At 32.9% G+C, this 16,546-nt stretch carries 15 protein-coding genes and 3 pseudogenes; 5 read left to right on the forward strand and 13 right to left on the reverse strand.

Annotated elements, in window-relative coordinates:
• The first annotated feature begins 73 nt into the window (after positions 1-73).
• Positions 74-1,233: pseudogene (locus NYQ66_RS13785) on the forward strand (IS3 family transposase).
• Positions 1,234-1,430: 197 nt separating this feature from the next.
• Positions 1,431-2,257 (forward strand): annotated as a pseudogene (locus tag NYQ66_RS13790) (AI-2E family transporter); the annotation flags it as partial.
• Positions 2,258-2,475: 218 nt separating this feature from the next.
• Here the strand turns inward: NYQ66_RS13790 and NYQ66_RS13795 are convergent.
• Together NYQ66_RS13795 and NYQ66_RS21535 are read right to left on the reverse strand one after the other, a co-directional pair.
• A complete protein-coding gene (locus tag NYQ66_RS13795) occupies positions 2,476-3,762 on the reverse strand; it encodes a hemolysin family protein (RefSeq protein ID WP_259870306.1) in 1,287 nt (428 codons plus the stop codon).
• 207 nt (positions 3,763-3,969) lie between these two features.
• On the reverse strand, positions 3,970-4,074 hold the full coding sequence (locus NYQ66_RS21535) for a zinc metallopeptidase (RefSeq protein WP_272479914.1): 105 nt from the start codon (positions 4,072-4,074) through the stop codon (positions 3,970-3,972).
• Positions 4,075-4,525: 451 nt separating this feature from the next.
• Between NYQ66_RS21535 and NYQ66_RS13800 the strand changes: the two genes are divergently transcribed.
• Together NYQ66_RS13800 and NYQ66_RS13805 are read left to right on the forward strand one after the other, a co-directional pair.
• Complete coding sequence (locus tag NYQ66_RS13800) at positions 4,526-4,714, forward strand: gamma-type small acid-soluble spore protein (protein WP_259870276.1); 189 nt, start codon at positions 4,526-4,528, stop codon at positions 4,712-4,714.
• Between the two features lie 544 nt (positions 4,715-5,258).
• Entirely contained in the window at positions 5,259-5,849 is a 591-nt protein-coding gene (locus tag NYQ66_RS13805; protein ID WP_259870278.1) for a DedA family protein, read from the forward strand.
• Between the two features lie 96 nt (positions 5,850-5,945).
• Here NYQ66_RS13805 and NYQ66_RS13810 read toward each other — a convergent pair whose 3' ends face one another.
• The 11 genes and pseudogenes from NYQ66_RS13810 to NYQ66_RS13850 all read right to left on the reverse strand — a co-directional run bounded on the left by NYQ66_RS13810 (position 5,946) and on the right by NYQ66_RS13850 (position 14,952).
• Positions 5,946-6,770: an undecaprenyl-diphosphate phosphatase gene (locus tag NYQ66_RS13810; RefSeq protein ID WP_407652090.1), complete on the reverse strand. Its 825-nt coding sequence runs from the start codon at positions 6,768-6,770 to the stop codon at positions 5,946-5,948.
• 282 nt (positions 6,771-7,052) lie between these two features.
• Positions 7,053-8,120, reverse strand: coding sequence for a hemolysin family protein (locus tag NYQ66_RS13815; protein WP_259870281.1), 1,068 nt, complete (start codon positions 8,118-8,120; stop codon positions 7,053-7,055).
• Between the two features lie 23 nt (positions 8,121-8,143).
• Positions 8,144-9,505 carry a hemolysin family protein gene (locus tag NYQ66_RS13820; protein WP_259870282.1) on the reverse strand — a complete coding sequence of 454 codons (1,362 nt, stop codon included), beginning with the start codon at positions 9,503-9,505 and terminating at the stop codon, positions 8,144-8,146.
• An 83-nt stretch (positions 9,506-9,588) separates the two neighbouring features.
• Positions 9,589-9,804, reverse strand: a complete 216-nt coding sequence (locus tag NYQ66_RS13825; RefSeq protein ID WP_259870283.1) for a hypothetical protein — start codon at positions 9,802-9,804, stop codon at positions 9,589-9,591.
• A 33-nt stretch (positions 9,805-9,837) separates the two neighbouring features.
• Complete coding sequence (locus tag NYQ66_RS21540) at positions 9,838-9,924, reverse strand: MerR family DNA-binding transcriptional regulator (protein WP_407652091.1); 87 nt, start codon at positions 9,922-9,924, stop codon at positions 9,838-9,840.
• Positions 9,925-10,175: 251 nt separating this feature from the next.
• Positions 10,176-10,391, reverse strand: a complete 216-nt coding sequence (locus tag NYQ66_RS21545; RefSeq protein ID WP_407652089.1) for a hypothetical protein — start codon at positions 10,389-10,391, stop codon at positions 10,176-10,178.
• A gap of 36 nt (positions 10,392-10,427) precedes the next feature.
• A pseudogene (locus NYQ66_RS21550) lies at positions 10,428-10,553 on the reverse strand (MerR family DNA-binding transcriptional regulator); the annotation flags it as partial.
• A 687-nt stretch (positions 10,554-11,240) separates the two neighbouring features.
• The gene (locus NYQ66_RS13835; protein ID WP_259870285.1) at positions 11,241-13,313 is read right to left on the reverse strand and encodes a cation:proton antiporter; all 2,073 of its coding nucleotides are present in this window, start codon (positions 13,311-13,313) and stop codon (positions 11,241-11,243) included.
• 496 nt (positions 13,314-13,809) lie between these two features.
• The gene (locus NYQ66_RS13840; protein ID WP_259870286.1) at positions 13,810-14,061 is read right to left on the reverse strand and encodes a hypothetical protein; all 252 of its coding nucleotides are present in this window, start codon (positions 14,059-14,061) and stop codon (positions 13,810-13,812) included.
• A gap of 183 nt (positions 14,062-14,244) precedes the next feature.
• Positions 14,245-14,565 (reverse strand): hypothetical protein, encoded by a 321-nt coding sequence (locus tag NYQ66_RS13845; RefSeq protein ID WP_259870287.1) that lies wholly within the window; start codon positions 14,563-14,565, stop codon positions 14,245-14,247.
• A gap of 84 nt (positions 14,566-14,649) precedes the next feature.
• Positions 14,650-14,952 (reverse strand): hypothetical protein, encoded by a 303-nt coding sequence (locus NYQ66_RS13850; protein ID WP_259870288.1) that lies wholly within the window; start codon positions 14,950-14,952, stop codon positions 14,650-14,652.
• Between the two features lie 314 nt (positions 14,953-15,266).
• Between NYQ66_RS13850 and NYQ66_RS13855 the strand changes: the two genes are divergently transcribed.
• Positions 15,267-16,484: a hypothetical protein gene (locus NYQ66_RS13855; RefSeq protein WP_259870290.1), complete on the forward strand. Its 1,218-nt coding sequence runs from the start codon at positions 15,267-15,269 to the stop codon at positions 16,482-16,484.
• Positions 16,485-16,546 lie beyond the last annotated feature (62 nt).

The following is a 16,546-nucleotide window of genomic DNA, read 5'->3' on the forward strand; positions in this document are numbered from 1 at the left end:
ATAGTTTCATGGACACACCTTAGTTAAGTTTCTATAGATTTGTTACACTATATAGAAGAAAGGTTGTGTCCGTATGGGAAACAAAAATACAGGCAAAAAATATAATGAAGATTTTAAAAAAATGATAGTAGATCTTTATAATTCTGGAAGTTCAGCTAAAGACTTAAGCAGCGAATATGGCGTATCTGAAGTAACTATTTATGCATGGATTAAGAAGTTCTCTCCGATTAAAACAGAAGATGGTGACACTGTTACAGCTGATGAAATTGCTAAGATGAAAAAGCAAATGCTTAAGCTGCAGGAGGAGAATGACATTTTAAAAAAGGCTATGGCCATATTCGCGAAGAAGTAACACTTGCTGAACTAACCACTGTCATCGATGCTCATAAAGATGATCACTCTGTTAAACAAATGTGTGATGTTTTAGGTGTGTCCAAAAGCACGTACTATCAAACGAAAAAGCATGTGGAGTCTAATCGTGATCGTGAAAATAGAGAAATAACTGAGCGTATAAAGGATATTCATGCAGAAAGTAAACAGCGTTATGGAGCACATAAAATCTATGAATCTCTAAAAAAAGAAGGCTATAACGTAAGTATCAAGCGTGTACAGCGCCTAATGAAAAAGGCTGGTATCCGTTCTATCATTGTTAAGAAATTTAGACCTACACCAAGCAAAGAAACAGTAATTGAAAGAGACAATATATTAAAACAAGACTTTAACACCACAAATATAAATCAAAAGTGGGTTGGAGACATTACGTACATTAACACGTTAAGAGATGGTTGGTGTTACTTAGCTTCTGTGATGGATTTACACACGAAGAAGATTATTGGTTATGCTTTCTCACGCTCGATGACAACAGAATTAGTATTAAAGGCTTTGGACAATGCTTATATCACACAACAACCCAATGATGGAGTAGTGTTTCACTCTGACTTGGGATCACAATATACCAGTGAAGATTTCACACAGCGCATACAATCGTATGGAATGGAACATTCCTTTAGTCGCAAGGGTTGCCCTTATGATAATGCCTGTATTGAATCATTCCATGCGATCTTAAAGAAAGAAGAAGTAAACCATGTTAGATACTTAGATTTCAACTCTGCAAACATTGAGTTGTTTAAATATATTGAAGGTTGATATAACCGCAAAAGAATACACGGTAGTATTGCTTATAAAACACCACAAGAACTTGAAAATGAACTAAATGTACACGTGGCAGCATAGACAGAATGGAGAGCCGGCTTTACATGGAGAAGTGAGCATGATAGCCTCACTTGGCTTGCCAGCATGTTTTTAAATAAGCTGGCTTCCTGGCATGAAAATCTATGCTCACAGAGGCTCCTTGTCAAGCCTCTTAATTTCTAGAATCTATTCAGTTAGAAAATTAACTTTTTTGTGTCCAAGATATTGACGTAGATCCATTACAAGCCCAATTGATTAGCTTAGTTAAAAGCTTCCCACAGTATGTTAAAGATGTAGAAATACTAATTAAACAAATTATAGGTAGTCAGCTTGTAAATCAAACACTTGAAAGGTTTAACATTAATCCACCCGATGTTGCAGATAACATCTCTAACCAAATACTATCCCACCTTAACAATTCTTGGCTTGAGATAGGGGTAATTGTTGGAGCTGTAAAAGATTTTATTATAGCACTGATCATACTACCTTTTATTTTGTTCTATTTATTAAAAGATGGGAAGAAACTCCCGCTATATTTTACTAAATTTTTACCAGTATCATTCCGACAACAAACCCTTACTGTAATAAAAGAAATTAACCAAAGTATAAGTCTTTATATCCGTGGACAAATTATTGTAAGTTGTTGTATAGGCTTTTTATTATTTATTGGTTTTAAAATAATTGACCTTGAATATGCTTCCTTATTAGCACTTACAGCATCTTTTACAAGTATTGTTCCATACCTAGGACCCGCCATTGCTATAACACCAGCATTGATAATTGCTATAGTTACCTCTCCAATCATGCTTTTAAAATTAATAATTGTTTGGACTGTTGTTCAATTAATTGAAGGAAAGATAATTTCCCCACAGATTATGGGACGAAACCTTAACATTCACCCAATAACTATCACATATTTGTGATTCTAACAGCAGGGAATTTATTTGGAATAATTGGAATTGTTTTGGCTGTGCCAGGTTATGCTGTGTTAAAGGTGATTACTACTAACCTATATGATTGGTTTAAAATAAGGAGCGGATTATACGTAGAGGATGGAAAAAAATAAAAAATATAGGAAAAAATTTAAGGGGATTATCTAGACTACTAAAACGACTAACAATATACACTAACTCTCTACATTTAATACCTTAAGTTTATCAATAACTAGGCGTTTCTTATAGATAATTCTGATAGTGGCTGAAAGAAATTATGCTTCTTTATTAACTAAATAAACACAGAGGCTTCGTTTTATCCCTGTGTTTATTTAGAACATTTTCATTCCATTTATTTAGGTAATATTACCTCTAAATAGTTGATACGATGCCCATCGCTTTCATATACCTTAAATAAATACCCTTGATATTCTATCTCCTTACCTTTTAATGTATTAAAGTTTTGGGTGAGGAACCAACCGCCAATAGTATCAATATCTTCATCTGATAAATTAGTGCCTAATAAGTGATTCACATCACTAATTAGTAATTTTCCATCAATGATAAAGTGATTGTCATTTAATTTACGGATTTCAGGTATTTCTTCTTCATCAAATTCATCTCTAATTTCACCAACAATTTCTTCAAGTATATCTTCCACTGTGATCAAACCTGATGTTCCTCCGTACTCATCAATCAAAATGGCTAAATGAGTCTGCTCTTTTTGCATTTTTAACAATAGATCATGAATCGGAGTTGAATCAATTACTTTAATTACAGGATTCAGAATTGAATCCAATTCAAAGTTATCTTCATTGATTTCATTAGATGTGAAAAATTCCTTTATATTTATAAATCCTACTATGTTGTCTTTGTCCCCAGCAACAACTGGATAACGAGTATATTTTTCTGTTTTTATTGAGCGAAGTATATCATCATAATTGTCATCAGTCGAAATTGTTACAATCGAAGTTCGTGGTACCATAATTTCTTTGGCGATTCTTTCATCAAATTCGAATATATTGTTTACATACTTTAATTCGTTCTTATTAATTTCTCCGCTCTTATAACTTTCTGATAGTAAAATGCGAAGTTCTTCTTCAGAGTGTGCCTGTTCATGTCCTACGGGTTTTACTCCAAAAGAACGTAATAGTAATCTTGCCGAACCATTCATTGTCCAAATTAGCGGAGCCATGATATACCCAAAATAATACAAGGGACGAGCTAATAATAAAGTCATTTTTTCGGCAAATTGGATCGCCAAAGTCTTTGGAGCTAATTCACCAACAACTACATGAAGAAATGTAACAAGCGAGAAAGCAATAATATAGGATAAAAGAGTAGTTACTGATTGTGATAACCCCATAGCATTAAACGCTGGATACAACAATTTCTCAACTGTTGGTTTACCTAAGAAACCCAATCCAAGTGCTGTCACAGTTATTCCAAGTTGACATGCTGAAAGGTAGTAGTCAAGGTTATTAGCTACTTTTTTTGCAATTACAGCCTTTTTATTTCCTTCCGAGATTAACTGATCTATTCTTGACATTCTAACTTTTACCACTGCAAATTCAGAACCAACAAAGAAAGCTGTTAGTGCAATTAATAAAGCAATTAAAAACAAATTCGTTATTAAGATAATATCCAATTAAATCCCCCTGAAGGGATTCACCTCCATTTAAAATTAAGATTTTATTGTTCATCTTTATTTCCTTGCATAAAATCATCACAAACTTTATTAATTCAAACAAAGCCATAAACGCACCAAACACATAGTAATCTGCGGCATTTAAGATTTTTTTAACACCATGCTCTTTATCATTGAATCAAATACCTTCTGTTAGCATTAAGTCCCTAGCCAGATTACTTCATTGTTAATCGGATCATAATGGTCAGATAGGATACTTGGTACAACCTCGATTGTAATTTTGTTTAACCCGTTGTTATCCAAAAGTCGCCTTACACAGTTTGACGTGATAAGCCAGTTCTAGCTTGCACTTCAGCCCGTTTTTTTATAGTTACCTTTCACTTTAAATTGTACCCTTATTGATATATCTAATGCAAAAAAAAAAAGAATATCCATAGGATGAAAAAGCATTTTGTCTAGCCCTCCAAATCAATTAATTAAATGAGTAATAATAAGGTTTGTAATTTTCATTTTTTAACTAAGAATTTTACTTTTGCTGTGGGGGCATGCATGTAGAATTACAAACAAATCTTTACCGTATTAAACACCTTTTTATGCTGTTCATATTTCCATTCATGTGTAACTTTGGCATACCTTAATGTGGTATGGGTGAACTGTGACCTAACAGTTCTCGAATAGCTACATAAACCAATTTAAACTATTTAGGATAATTAAATATGTTTAGGATATATTATTCTTGTGGAGGTGATTAACAATGGCTAACAATCAACAACCAAACCAAAAACGAGCTCGTACTAACGCACAACAGGTTAGACAACAAAATGCTCAAAGTGGACAAACTGGAGCTGGTCAATTCGGAACAGAATTTGCTAGCGAAACTAATGCACAACAGGTAAGACGACAAAACCAACAATCCCAGCAAAATAAGAACCAAAACTCTTAATTTGCAACTTTATAAAACACCTCTTATCGCTCGATAGGGGTGTTTTTTGATAAGCTTTCATAATAAACCTTTACAGACCATTCTTCTTTCAGTAAACCTTCAAATTAAAAACATTTCTATTTTCATAATCCTTATTTATTTTAAGTGAATACCCATTTATCTTAGTAAGCGTTACTTAACAACATGGTCGTTTGTTTGTTGAAACCATTCCCCTATAGATAAAAGATATGAATGGTAGTCAATAAGCAGTCTTGCAAACTGTAAGACGGAAGTTATCTTTACTTTAAATTGTCTCCATATTGAAATACTCATGCTAAAAATAGGAAAATCCAAATAAAATATTTCCATATCAGTTTGTAATTTTGCTACATGTAAAACCTATAATTTATATGGTATAATTTTCTCTTCAATGTTGGATTTTTCAACCTTTTCGATTCCCTATAGCCTATTCAAATAAATTCATGGGATTTCTGTTGAGCTTGTAAAAATCAGAGGTACACTCTTTCTTTCTAGTTATAATAAAATATAAAGGAGGTAATCCCCAATGGAAAATCTGATCTTGCAAATGATAGAAGCTTTTAAAGAGCTATCATATTTAGGTATTATACTTGCGTTAACATTTGAATTTGTTCCGGCAGAACTTGTACTACCGTTGGCTGGTTATTGGGTATATGAAGGAACCATGAATTTATATGGAGCCATTTTTGCAGGTTCTATTGGCGGTGTACTTGGTCCACTCACTTTATATGCATTAGGTCGTTGTGGTGGTAGAGTAGCAATAGTAAAATTCGGGAGATATTTTTTCATAAAAGAAGTGCATATTGATAAATCAGATCAATTTTTTGAAAAATATGGCGGAAGTGTTGCATTTTTAGGTCGATTTATCCCGGGAGTTCGGACGGCTATTTCGATTCCGTGTGGAATGGCCAAGATGAATGTGTGGAAATTTATTATTTATACGTATTTAGCCATGCTTCCAGTTACAGCGATTTATGTCTATTTAGGCTATAGTCTTGGAACTCAGTGGGAAAAGGCTGGTGAATTATTTAGTCAATATGCTAACTATATGTTAATTTCAATTGCTATACTCATTATTTGGATGATTGTAAAAAGAAGAAAACTAAACGTACAGTAGTTAACCAGCATCATAGTTCATTTATACTAAAATAAGAGACTGACTCAAGGTTGTTATACAACCATTATTCATATCAGTCTCTTTTTGTTTTTTTATTTATAATAGATTTGGTGAAAAGATTAGCAATAAAATGCCCACAATAAAACAATAGTAGGCAAAATATTTTAAATTCCCTTTTGCCATAATCCCCATAAACCATTTCATCGCGAAATACGTCATAAATAAAGTAGCAATAAAAGCAACGAGATATGGTATAGCCAACGAGCCAATACCGGGACCATTAATAAGATCTGAAATTCCCAGTACCATACCACCAAGACTAACTGGAATATACAACATAAACGAAAAGCGTAAGGCCGTATCTTGTTTCATACCTACTGCAATAGATGTTATAACTGTTGCACCTGAACGACTAATCCCCGGAATAAGAGCCGCCGCTTGAGCTAATCCAACAATTAAAGCATCTTTAAAGGACAAATCTCCATCTCTTTTAACCCCCTGAAAATTACGAATCAGCCAAAGCGCTGCTCCGGTGATTAACAAAGTGATCGCAATTGTATTGAGTGATGTTAAATACTCAGCAATTATCTCGTTGTATAGTAAACCTAGCACAGCTGCAGGGATTGTCCCAATTATAATATAAATAACGAAGATAAAATCGGACTTGTATTCCTTTTTTTGAGTTCGAATATATTGTATTGTATTGACCATTAAGCGTATAAGGTCTTGACGATAGATAAAACATATAGCAATTAGTGAGGCTGTATTCGTTAGAATTTCGAATAACAACCCTTTCTGTTCTAACCCCAATAATCTTTGTCCTATGATAACGTGACCGCTTGATGAAACAGGAATAGGTTCAGTAAAACCTTGAACTAAGCCTAAAATAAGGTATTTTAAAATGATAAGTAATTCATTAATTTCCATAAAAAGTTATGTACCCCCAAAATTGGATTTTAAGACTTTTTATCTACTGGCTGTATTTTGAATTATACACTCAAGAATGTTAACTTAAAAAATACGTTATTCTGTGGAAATTAACAAGGAATGTCCATTTTTAAATAGACATTCCTTATAAGTCATATAATTGGGCAAACTTTTAAATGGAATTGTTCAGCGACCTTCTATACCTTGTTTTTACGAACAAATGAACTTAAAAAAAGATAACTTACACAATTCCCTTGCCTATACTACAAACAATCATTAAGTCGTGGCCAACATTTCATTTCCATCCAATTCATCACGAATTTCTCCGACAATCTCAGATAAAATATCCTCCATCGTAACGAGACCCACACTAACACCTTGTTCATTCGTCACAATGGCAATATGAGTACGAGTTTGCTGCATCTTTAGAAAAACATCCTTAATGGAGATAGATTGCTTAAATCGTGGAATCTCATGGATAAAATAATCGATGGCACCCTTTCTTCCAGCCGCAATGCTTGTCAACATTTCCTTTGTATTGATAAACCCAATAAAATCTTTTGTTTTATTACTCATGTCAATTACTGGATAACGAGTAAAATCATACTTATCAATCACAATAATCATTTCGTCTAATGATTGATGCTTTTCAAGTGTTATTATTTCAGCAATAGGAATCATGATATCCTTTAGTTGTCTTTCATCAAACGCGAAGATATTTTTTAAATAGTCAAGCTCTGTTTGGTTGATTTCTCCGCCTTCATAACTTTGCGCAACAATCAGCTTTAACTCTTCCTCAGAATGGGCCGTATCGTGACCAGACGGTTTTACACCGAATAGTTTAAGGATCCGTCTAGCAGATCCATTTAGTACACGAATCACAGGGCTCATGATGAATCCAAACCAATAAAGCGGTGGAGCCAATAATAACGTCATTTTTTCCGAGTATTGGATGGCTAATGTTTTAGGAGCAAGCTCACCTATCACTACATGTAGTAGTGAAACCACGGACAATGCAATAAAGTATGAAAGCATTGTTGCGACTGCAGCAGGGATATTAAACTCTTCAAACAAAGGCTGTAATATTTTTTGTACAGTTGGTTCACCTAAAGCACCCAATACAAGTGCTGTAATTGTAATCCCCAGCTGACAAGCAGATAAATAATAGTCTAGCTCCTTCGCTACTTTCTTTGCTAACTTTGCCTTCTTATTACCTTCAGCTATCAATTGATCGATTCTTGACATTCTAACCTTCAAAATGGCGAATTCTGCTCCCACAAAGAATGCTGTTGCAAGGATGAATACTACGATCAAAAATAAATTTAAGATTATCATTCCGTCCAATTATTTCCCTCTTTCTGAGGGATTCACCTCCAAGATGTTTCGGTTAATGATAGAGAAGCTTCCTTCTCTTCAGTTATTTCTTGTTCTTTATCCTGATGAAAGATAACCTGCTTTATTTGGAAGTTATCCACTTGATCGACCGTCCATAAATGACGACCATGTTTGATTTCATCGCCTTTTTGTGCAATATCGAAATTTTTTAATTGAATCCAACCAGCGATCGTATCAAGATCTTCACTATCCTCAAATTCCAAACCGAATCTGTCTTCTAGTTCAGAAAGAAGCACACGGCCGTTAATAATATATTTATTCTCGCTAGCCTTTCGAATATCTGGTACCTCATCTGCATCAAATTCATCTCGAATTTCACCGACAATCTCTTCTAAAACATCTTCAAGCGTTATTATACCGGATGTCCCTCCATATTCATCCATGACAACAGTCATATGAACCTGAGCCTGCTGCATTTTTAAGAAGCTGTCTTGAATACTAGTTACCTCAACCACATGTGGCACATCACGAATAAATTCTTCAAGTTTGCTTTCTCGACCAGCAACAATATGACTCAACATTTTCTTAGCATTTACAATCCCAATAATACGATCCTTATCGCCGTTTTCTATTACTGGGTAGCGTGTATAATTATGCTCATCTAGAATTTTTATTATTTCATCATAGCTCATTTCTTTATCAATTGTGACAAGATCGGTTCTCGGTACCATTATGTCTTTCGCTACACGCTCATCAAAAGAGAAAACATTTTCCATATATTTTAGCTCAGTCTGGTCAATTTCCCCTCCTCGAAAGCTTTGAGCCATAATAATTTTAAGTTCTTCTTCCGAATAAGCCTGCTCATGTGCTGCTGCTGGAACACCAAACATACGAAGGAAAACACGAGATGTACCATTTAATACTTGGATAAACGGGTACATAATCTTTCCGAACCAATATAGAGGTCCTGCTAATAGCAACGTTGCTTTCTCTGAAAATTCAATCGCGAGTGTTTTGGGTGCCATTTCACCAATTACCACATGAAGGTAAGTGACAACAGATAGAGAAATCGCATAAGAAATAATCGAAGCAACTCCATCAGATACGCTTAACCAATCAAATACTGGATTCAATAATTCTTTCACAAATGGCTTACTAAATGCACCAAGTCCTAATGCCGTAACAGTAATACCAAGCTGACAGGCAGACAAATAGTAATCAAGATCCATGACAACTTTCTTAGCTACAACAGCCTTCTTGTTCCCTTCTGCAATTAATTGGTCAATCCTTGACGTTCGGATTTTCACAACGGCAAATTCTGAAGCAACAAAGAAAGCCGTCAAGGCAAGTAAGATTACTAATAAAAAAATATTTGAAATCGTATATATATCCAATTATTTCCCTCTTCCTGAGGGATTCACCTCCAGAAATAGTTAAAGCAAACTCAATTCTTTCAATACATTAGATAATTCATTTACTAGTGATAAAATACCTGTTCTTTTTCAACATTTGGTACTTCTAAAGGTTGGTCAGAAAGCAAATCTAACTTCCTGTACAAACGATTGATAACATCCTGTACTTCGATCACAATAATCGACCTTTTGATTTTCCTGTTCATGAATGATCTTTTAATCTCAGAAATAGAATATCTCTGCTCTTTTAATCGCTTTATTTTTTCTAATATTGATGACATCCTCGTGTTAAAGACGATATTTAAAGAAGACCTTTATACACGTAGCAAATTCTGTTGAGTATAATAATCAATCGTTCGTGAAGTTAATCCACTTAATTTAGCCACTTGCCCAATTCGCAATAACGCCTTCCCAATTGGAGCCCTCCTTTACATTTGTTTTCAAAACCTTTACGCTCTACTTTTATATTACTCTCTTAATGTAATAAACAATCTACGGATATATATATCAAACTATGACGTTATGGTTTATATAAAATTATATATAGAACTCTATATCGATTCAAGTATCGAGTATTCGTCGTCTTCTATTCCTTGGGAAAAATCATAACATCCATAGGATGCAAAAGCATTTGTTTGAACCTCTGAGTGAATCAATTAATAAGTAATAATAAGGATTGTATTAATGAGAGACTTTCTTTTGAAATATTTTTCTGCACATATTCAAGTTTTTTTTCATTTTCATTAAGTTGATATAATATCTCACTAACTTCTTTTTCAAGCCCTTTTATTTTTAATCTTAGTTCCGTGACATCAATTTCTTCGGCATAATTTTTCACAATCCTTTTTTTAATTTCCTCTAATGACACCCCATCTTTTTTACTTTTTTCAATAAAATTTAGCTGTTCTATTGCTGTTCGTTCATAATAACGGTAATTAGAAGTAGAACGTTCCGCTCTAAGTAAACCAAGGTTTGTATAGTAATCAATTGTCCTCTTTGTTACACCAGTGATAGAAGCAAGTTCTCCAATTTTTAATTTCTCAGCCCCAACGCTGTTCCCTCCAAACTACAACGTGATGGTTTTATTTTATATCATTTCTTCTATTTAAACAATAATAAAAATCGAATAATACTTTATGGATAAGTTTGGCGATGAGGTAGAAAAAATATATCCAAAGCAACAAGTTAGTTACTATGGAATAAGCAACTATGTTCCATAGAAAAAAGCTAAGATCATAACATTGTCTGCCTATTTGTCATTTTTTACTGAGATTATAACTTTTGTTAAATTATCTCAGAATAATGCCAATTTGTTTAAGATTGAATTTTTCAATTACCTTACTTGTGATATGGTTCACTTCTTGCTTTATCGTAAAACAGTTCTTCTATTAAGCAAATACACATCAATATCTCCAAGTGGTATACCTTTATTTAACCTCTGACATAAAACAGGCATAATTTTAACAAGCAATCTACTAATCTTGGAGAGGTTTATATATATATATACAATCGTCTAGGCATCCCAAATTACAGTATCTTCCAATATGTTCCTCTTTTCATTCAATAGTAATAAAAACCATTGAAATTTTATTTTAACTTCAATGGTTTTTATTTAAAACTTATCGATTAAAAGAATAATCACTAATAAGACAACGTATATCTACGATGATTTATTTCCGTGTTCTCTATCCGCCTATCTGTCTTTATAATCATTCATTTAATCATACTCCTCATAATCTTTTTTGCGTAGCACCTCTTTCGGAATTTCTATACCCCTAGAACCTCTAATATCAACTTCATCTTCTTCTTCTGGATAATAAACGATAAAACTTTCCGGTTTTACTTTTGCCAATCTTTTTGGTAATTCCTCAAGTTCAGGATGCCAAGCAATGGTGCCTTTTCTTGCACTCATAATGACTACAATATCATCCTGTTTTAACATAGATTCGTAATTTTCTTTTAAGGATGGCCAACCATTTAACTTTCTTATCTCAGTAGGAGGATTGGGCTTAATTTTCTTTATATATTTTTCAAATGTTTCTATAGAATCATTAATTACTAAAACTAATAACGAAGCACCTAATCGGTCTGTCAACATTTTTATTCTTTCTAACGCCTCAATAAATCCCGGCTTATGATCTTCACCATAAGGAATGATCAAAATAATTCGTCTTGTGATTTGTAACGGATGACCTAATTTTGTTACTAACACCGTTTGAGTTGTTTGATCAACAAATCGGTCAATAATACCTCCAAATAATTCGTTGGGCTTTCTTTCTGCATTCCATCCAATAACAACAGTGTTTATTCTTTCTTCAGCAATAGCCCTTATTATGCCATTCGACACATTTCGATCTAACCTTGTTATAGGACGTACTGGAATTTCGGCACCGGATGCATATATGACCGCATGACCCAACATCTTTTCTGCATTTGCTACCTCATCTTGTGATGTTCTTATATCTTTTTGTACTACTGTTAGAGGATATAAAGGATGTTCCTCCGAAGTAGAATGTTTAATCAAGGTGGCAAGATCAATTAAAGATTCCATTGTATGTGGATTGGCTAATGGAATAAGGATACGCTCAGGTCCTTCCTTTCTCTCACTAGGTTGTTGTTCCTCATTTAGTGCTAATTTTCTGCCATATTTCTCAACAAAATATGGTCCGGCAATACATGTTAACAAAATCATAATGATTACAGCATTAACAGTTGCTTGATCCAACAGCCCAACTTCAAAACCAACTAATGTAGAAGCAAGTGTTGCTGCTGCTTGTGGTATGGTTAAACCAACCATTACATTGCATTCTGTCTTGGAATATTTGTAAACCTTACTAATAATTATTGGAGCAGATGCTTTTCCTATAAATACTGAAACAACAATGGTTACAGTAATAATCCATGCTTTTGGGTTGTTAAATAACACACTTAAATCCATTAACATTCCTACAGATAACAAAAAGAATGGTATGAATAATGCATTTCCCAAAAAACGTATACGATTCATTAATGTTCCATGATCAAAAACAAAACGATTTAGGGCCAGACCTGCTAGAAATGCCCCGATAATTGGTTCCACGCCAGCAACAATTGCCAAGAAGCCTGAAACGAAAAGAATAACCATTACATAAGTAAAATTAGTTACACCTTCATTTTCTGCATTTCTAAAAAACCATCTTGATAACCTTGGTGTTCCCCAAAGTATTATTAAAACAAAAACAATCAATGAGACAATCATTTTTATCCAAAATTGCAGAGACAATTGACCTTCAGCAGCTCCTGTGACTACTGCTAATACTAATAAGGCGAAAGTATCTGTAAGCAGAGTGCCTCCTACTGCAGTTGTTACTGCCTTATTTTTAGAAATTCCCATTCTGCTAGCAATAGGGTAAGCCAACAAGGTATGAGAACCAAGGATTGATCCTAAGAGTATGGAGGCTGCAATACTGTAATCAAATATAATACCGACAACTGTTCCGAAAATGAGCGGAATACTAAAGGATAGTGAGCCAAATAGAATACTTCTTTTACGATATTTTTTGAATCCATCAATGTCTAATTCTAAACCTGCAATAAAAATGATAAACAGCAATCCTATAGTACCTAATAAAACAATTGTTTGATCCCTTTCTAATAGATGGAATCCATGCGGTCCAATAATAACCCCTGCCAGTATTGGCCCAATAATTCCGGGTATTTTTAATTTTTTCATTAGTAATGGCGTTAAAAAGAAAATAACCATTGTTAACGCAAATATAATAACTGGTTCATCAATTGGAATATTAATCAAAAAATCCCTCCAAGAATTTTATATTAGGAAGTAATAATAACAAATTCATTGGCACAAAAAATAATTTGATCAAATAAAAATTAATGTTCTTTCAAAATTGTATGTATCTAATATCTTATTATGCCTTGGGTAAAAGATATTAGATACATACTTTTACAAAGTTACTGTTAAAATCAATAACCGATTGTTAAAAGTCTACAAACGATAAATAACACCTTTTATTTAAAGTTCTTAGCTAAATTATTTTTTGCACAGTAATCGTCTGCTACGCAGCAGTATAAGAGTTCTACACTAAGTTATATGAATAAAATTAGCAATACACTCATCAAATAGCATGAATCATATCAGCTTATTAATAAACATACTGAAAAAAAATACCATATACAATTTAAGTGTCTCTACTATACGACTATAATTTCCCACATAAAAAGGCTGTCTGAGTAATAAATACCTAGACAGCTTCATTGTCATTTAACTACTATATACCCCCATATTTTTAGAGGCTTGCTAGTTTATCTCTCATTATTTCTAATTTTAACAAGTTAACACCAATAACATTTTCAAAGAGAAAGTTCTTTGCAGCATTAACATTGTTAAAAACTGCTGCTTCAACCATAACAAATTCATCCTCAAAAATTTGTGCAATACATGCACCATATAAATTACTATCATCAAATTTCACAATTGCTAATCGTACAACGATACCGCAAAAATCAACATCATCTTGCCATATAAAGTCATTATTCATTTAGATTCCCCCTTTCTAAATGAACAATTAACCATTTATTATCCTTTTCCTTTTCAGTTGTCAAAAATCTTATGAAATATCTACATGATTTTTATTATATTATCGTGCTTTACACAGAAAGTAAGATCTGACCTTATATAAGGTAGCTTAAATAAAATTCATAAAAAGAAAGTAAGCAAGGGACTATCCCTCGCTTACTTTTTGCAGTGCTAGGCCATTTGATGCATATACTATACTTCTTATCAGCATCTCATCAAATACGTAATCAGGTAAAATTGCAGATAGGTATTTTTGGGTTAAACCGATAGTCGTAAAAACCCTTAAATGCAATAATTGCTCTTGATCTGCTCCCCTATCTTTTTCTATCATTACATAAAACAGATCAGTTGAACTTTTCCCCATCCATTCATAACCTGTTTCCTTAGAGATGACAATGTTGTAATCACCGAAAAATGAGTAAACCAAATTATCTTCTTGTAGTACTCGATCCTTGTATTTATCCATTTAGATCTCCCTTTCTAGAGTGAAATATCCTACACTGTTAACTTATATTCGCATACCTGAATCCCTTGTTTTTCTAATGGAATTTCAATCTTTAGCAGTAATTAACTCCTGTATTGCATCATAAGTTTCTTTGATAATTTTCTTTTCAATAAAGTACTCTGGAACGATAGATAATAAAAACCTAACAAGATGGCTGGTATTACTAAATCTTCTTTGTAAGATATCCCTTTGTTCCCCTTGTAGATTTTCTTTATTCACAATAACTACATAATTACCTACAGATAAAGAATTATTCACCTTTACTACCGATACATAATATCCTCCACTTTTAGCCATAACCATATTTTTGTCGGCATGCACAATCGTTGCTTCTTTTCTTTTGTTCATTTCCTAGCCTTCTTTCGTAAGAATTTTATTCATGATGATATTCCATACTGTAACAGAGATACCTGTAAAATCCCTTAATAATTACGGTCAAATTGCCCTTTAAATCAATGTTAAGTAGTAGTATATAGGAATATATACTTAAGCTAAGAGACTCCAATTTATTAGATCAAAATGAAAAAAGTGCTCTATAGATTTGATTCATTACTATACTTGTTTTATAAATAAATTGTAGGGCACCAACATAACAGTCATAACAATCAATCATAATACAATTTATAATCAGCCTACCACATACATTAAGGAGGTTGATTCATATGAAAAATGAAAAGAGAAGTTTTAAAGATAGGTACAGTAATGACTGGATCTGTACGCTGAAGCAGGTAGCGGAACTAAAAGGGGTCATATTATCAAAAACTACCGAAGAGGTTAGATTTAGTAGAGGTGGTACATGGTCAATTGAAGAAGAAAATCACTTAGGTAAGGAAAACGAATTCCCTAAATTAAAACTTTCTAAAGAAGAACTGTACTGTATTAACCAAAGTAACATTAACGAATTAATCAATAATATTTGCTGTGTAATTTTTGGACTCGACCAATCATTAAATGATAAGGAAGTTCATGAATTTTATGTAAGAAAAAACACTGGTTTACTTTTAAATCTATCTAATTCCTTCGAGTTTGTGTTTAATCGAGGTAATTATGATTTTAGTTGCAAAATAGAGTGGGAAAGTTATAATCGTTATTTGCTAGTTATACTTGATGATGAAACTGTTGGCTTTGCTAGAGATATTAGACATCTAATTAATTTTCTATTTGACTTGTCGAAGCAGGCCATAGATAATTTCTACGTTCTTTCTTTATTTTGGAATGAATTAAAAAAGTTTGAAGATTACTATTATTATTTAATAAATGAATCTATACCTCTAACTTTTAGACCAACAACTGAAATCATGATACAAAATAAGTACCCTTGGGAATTAAATGGTGAATACCGCAAAATAAAAGATGTAATTAAATTCTACGGTCTAGATGAGCATGTTACAATTCCAGAAAATATAAATCAGGAGCATTACATGGATGAAGGCGAATTACTTTTTTGGCATGAACGTGAATATGGTTATTTTGATAGAGATATAGAAGAACTTGCGCATTTATTTTTGTGCTATTTAGAACTTTATACTTTAGTACCCTTTGAAATCAGGAAAGAAAAATGTTTATATACCAATAATCACAAAATTTTAATTGACAAGGAATATATTATTGAGTGGAATAAATCGGAAGGATGCTTTAGGATAATTTCTTTTAATTTCAAATGTAATTATTTTAATGGTCCTGAATGCTTAATTGAATATCTTTTATCGCTTATTCCAAACAATATAAATAAAAAAATTAAGAAATCTTACTATAACAAAATTGAAAAATTTGCTTATGTAATTTGTAAAGACTCGAGTGCCGATGAATATAAAGATCTAGTAGATTTGATTTCCAATTATGATCAGCGGAAAATAAGCAGTGACGATATACCATTCTAGGAGACTATTTTATTTGTTTGTGTTAGCAGCAGTTCCTATCTTTTACAAATAAATTTAGTGCT

The organism is Aquibacillus koreensis, assembly GCF_025154055.1.
Classification (GTDB): domain Bacteria; phylum Bacillota; class Bacilli; order Bacillales; family Amphibacillaceae; genus Aquibacillus_C; species Aquibacillus_C koreensis.

Coding starts and splice junctions, on each gene's coding strand:
- NYQ66_RS13800 (WP_259870276.1), top strand. CDS start 4,526: ATGGCTAACAATCAACAACCAAACCAAAAACGAGCTCGTACTAACGCA.
- NYQ66_RS13845 (WP_259870287.1), bottom strand. CDS start 14,565: ATGGATAAATACAAGGATCGAGTACTACAAGAAGATAATTTGGTTTAC.
- NYQ66_RS13855 (WP_259870290.1), top strand. CDS start 15,267: ATGAAAAATGAAAAGAGAAGTTTTAAAGATAGGTACAGTAATGACTGG.
- NYQ66_RS13850 (WP_259870288.1), bottom strand. CDS start 14,952: ATGAACAAAAGAAAAGAAGCAACGATTGTGCATGCCGACAAAAATATG.
- NYQ66_RS13840 (WP_259870286.1), bottom strand. CDS start 14,061: ATGAATAATGACTTTATATGGCAAGATGATGTTGATTTTTGCGGTATC.
- NYQ66_RS13825 (WP_259870283.1), bottom strand. CDS start 9,804: ATGTCATCAATATTAGAAAAAATAAAGCGATTAAAAGAGCAGAGATAT.
- NYQ66_RS13805 (WP_259870278.1), top strand. CDS start 5,259: ATGGAAAATCTGATCTTGCAAATGATAGAAGCTTTTAAAGAGCTATCA.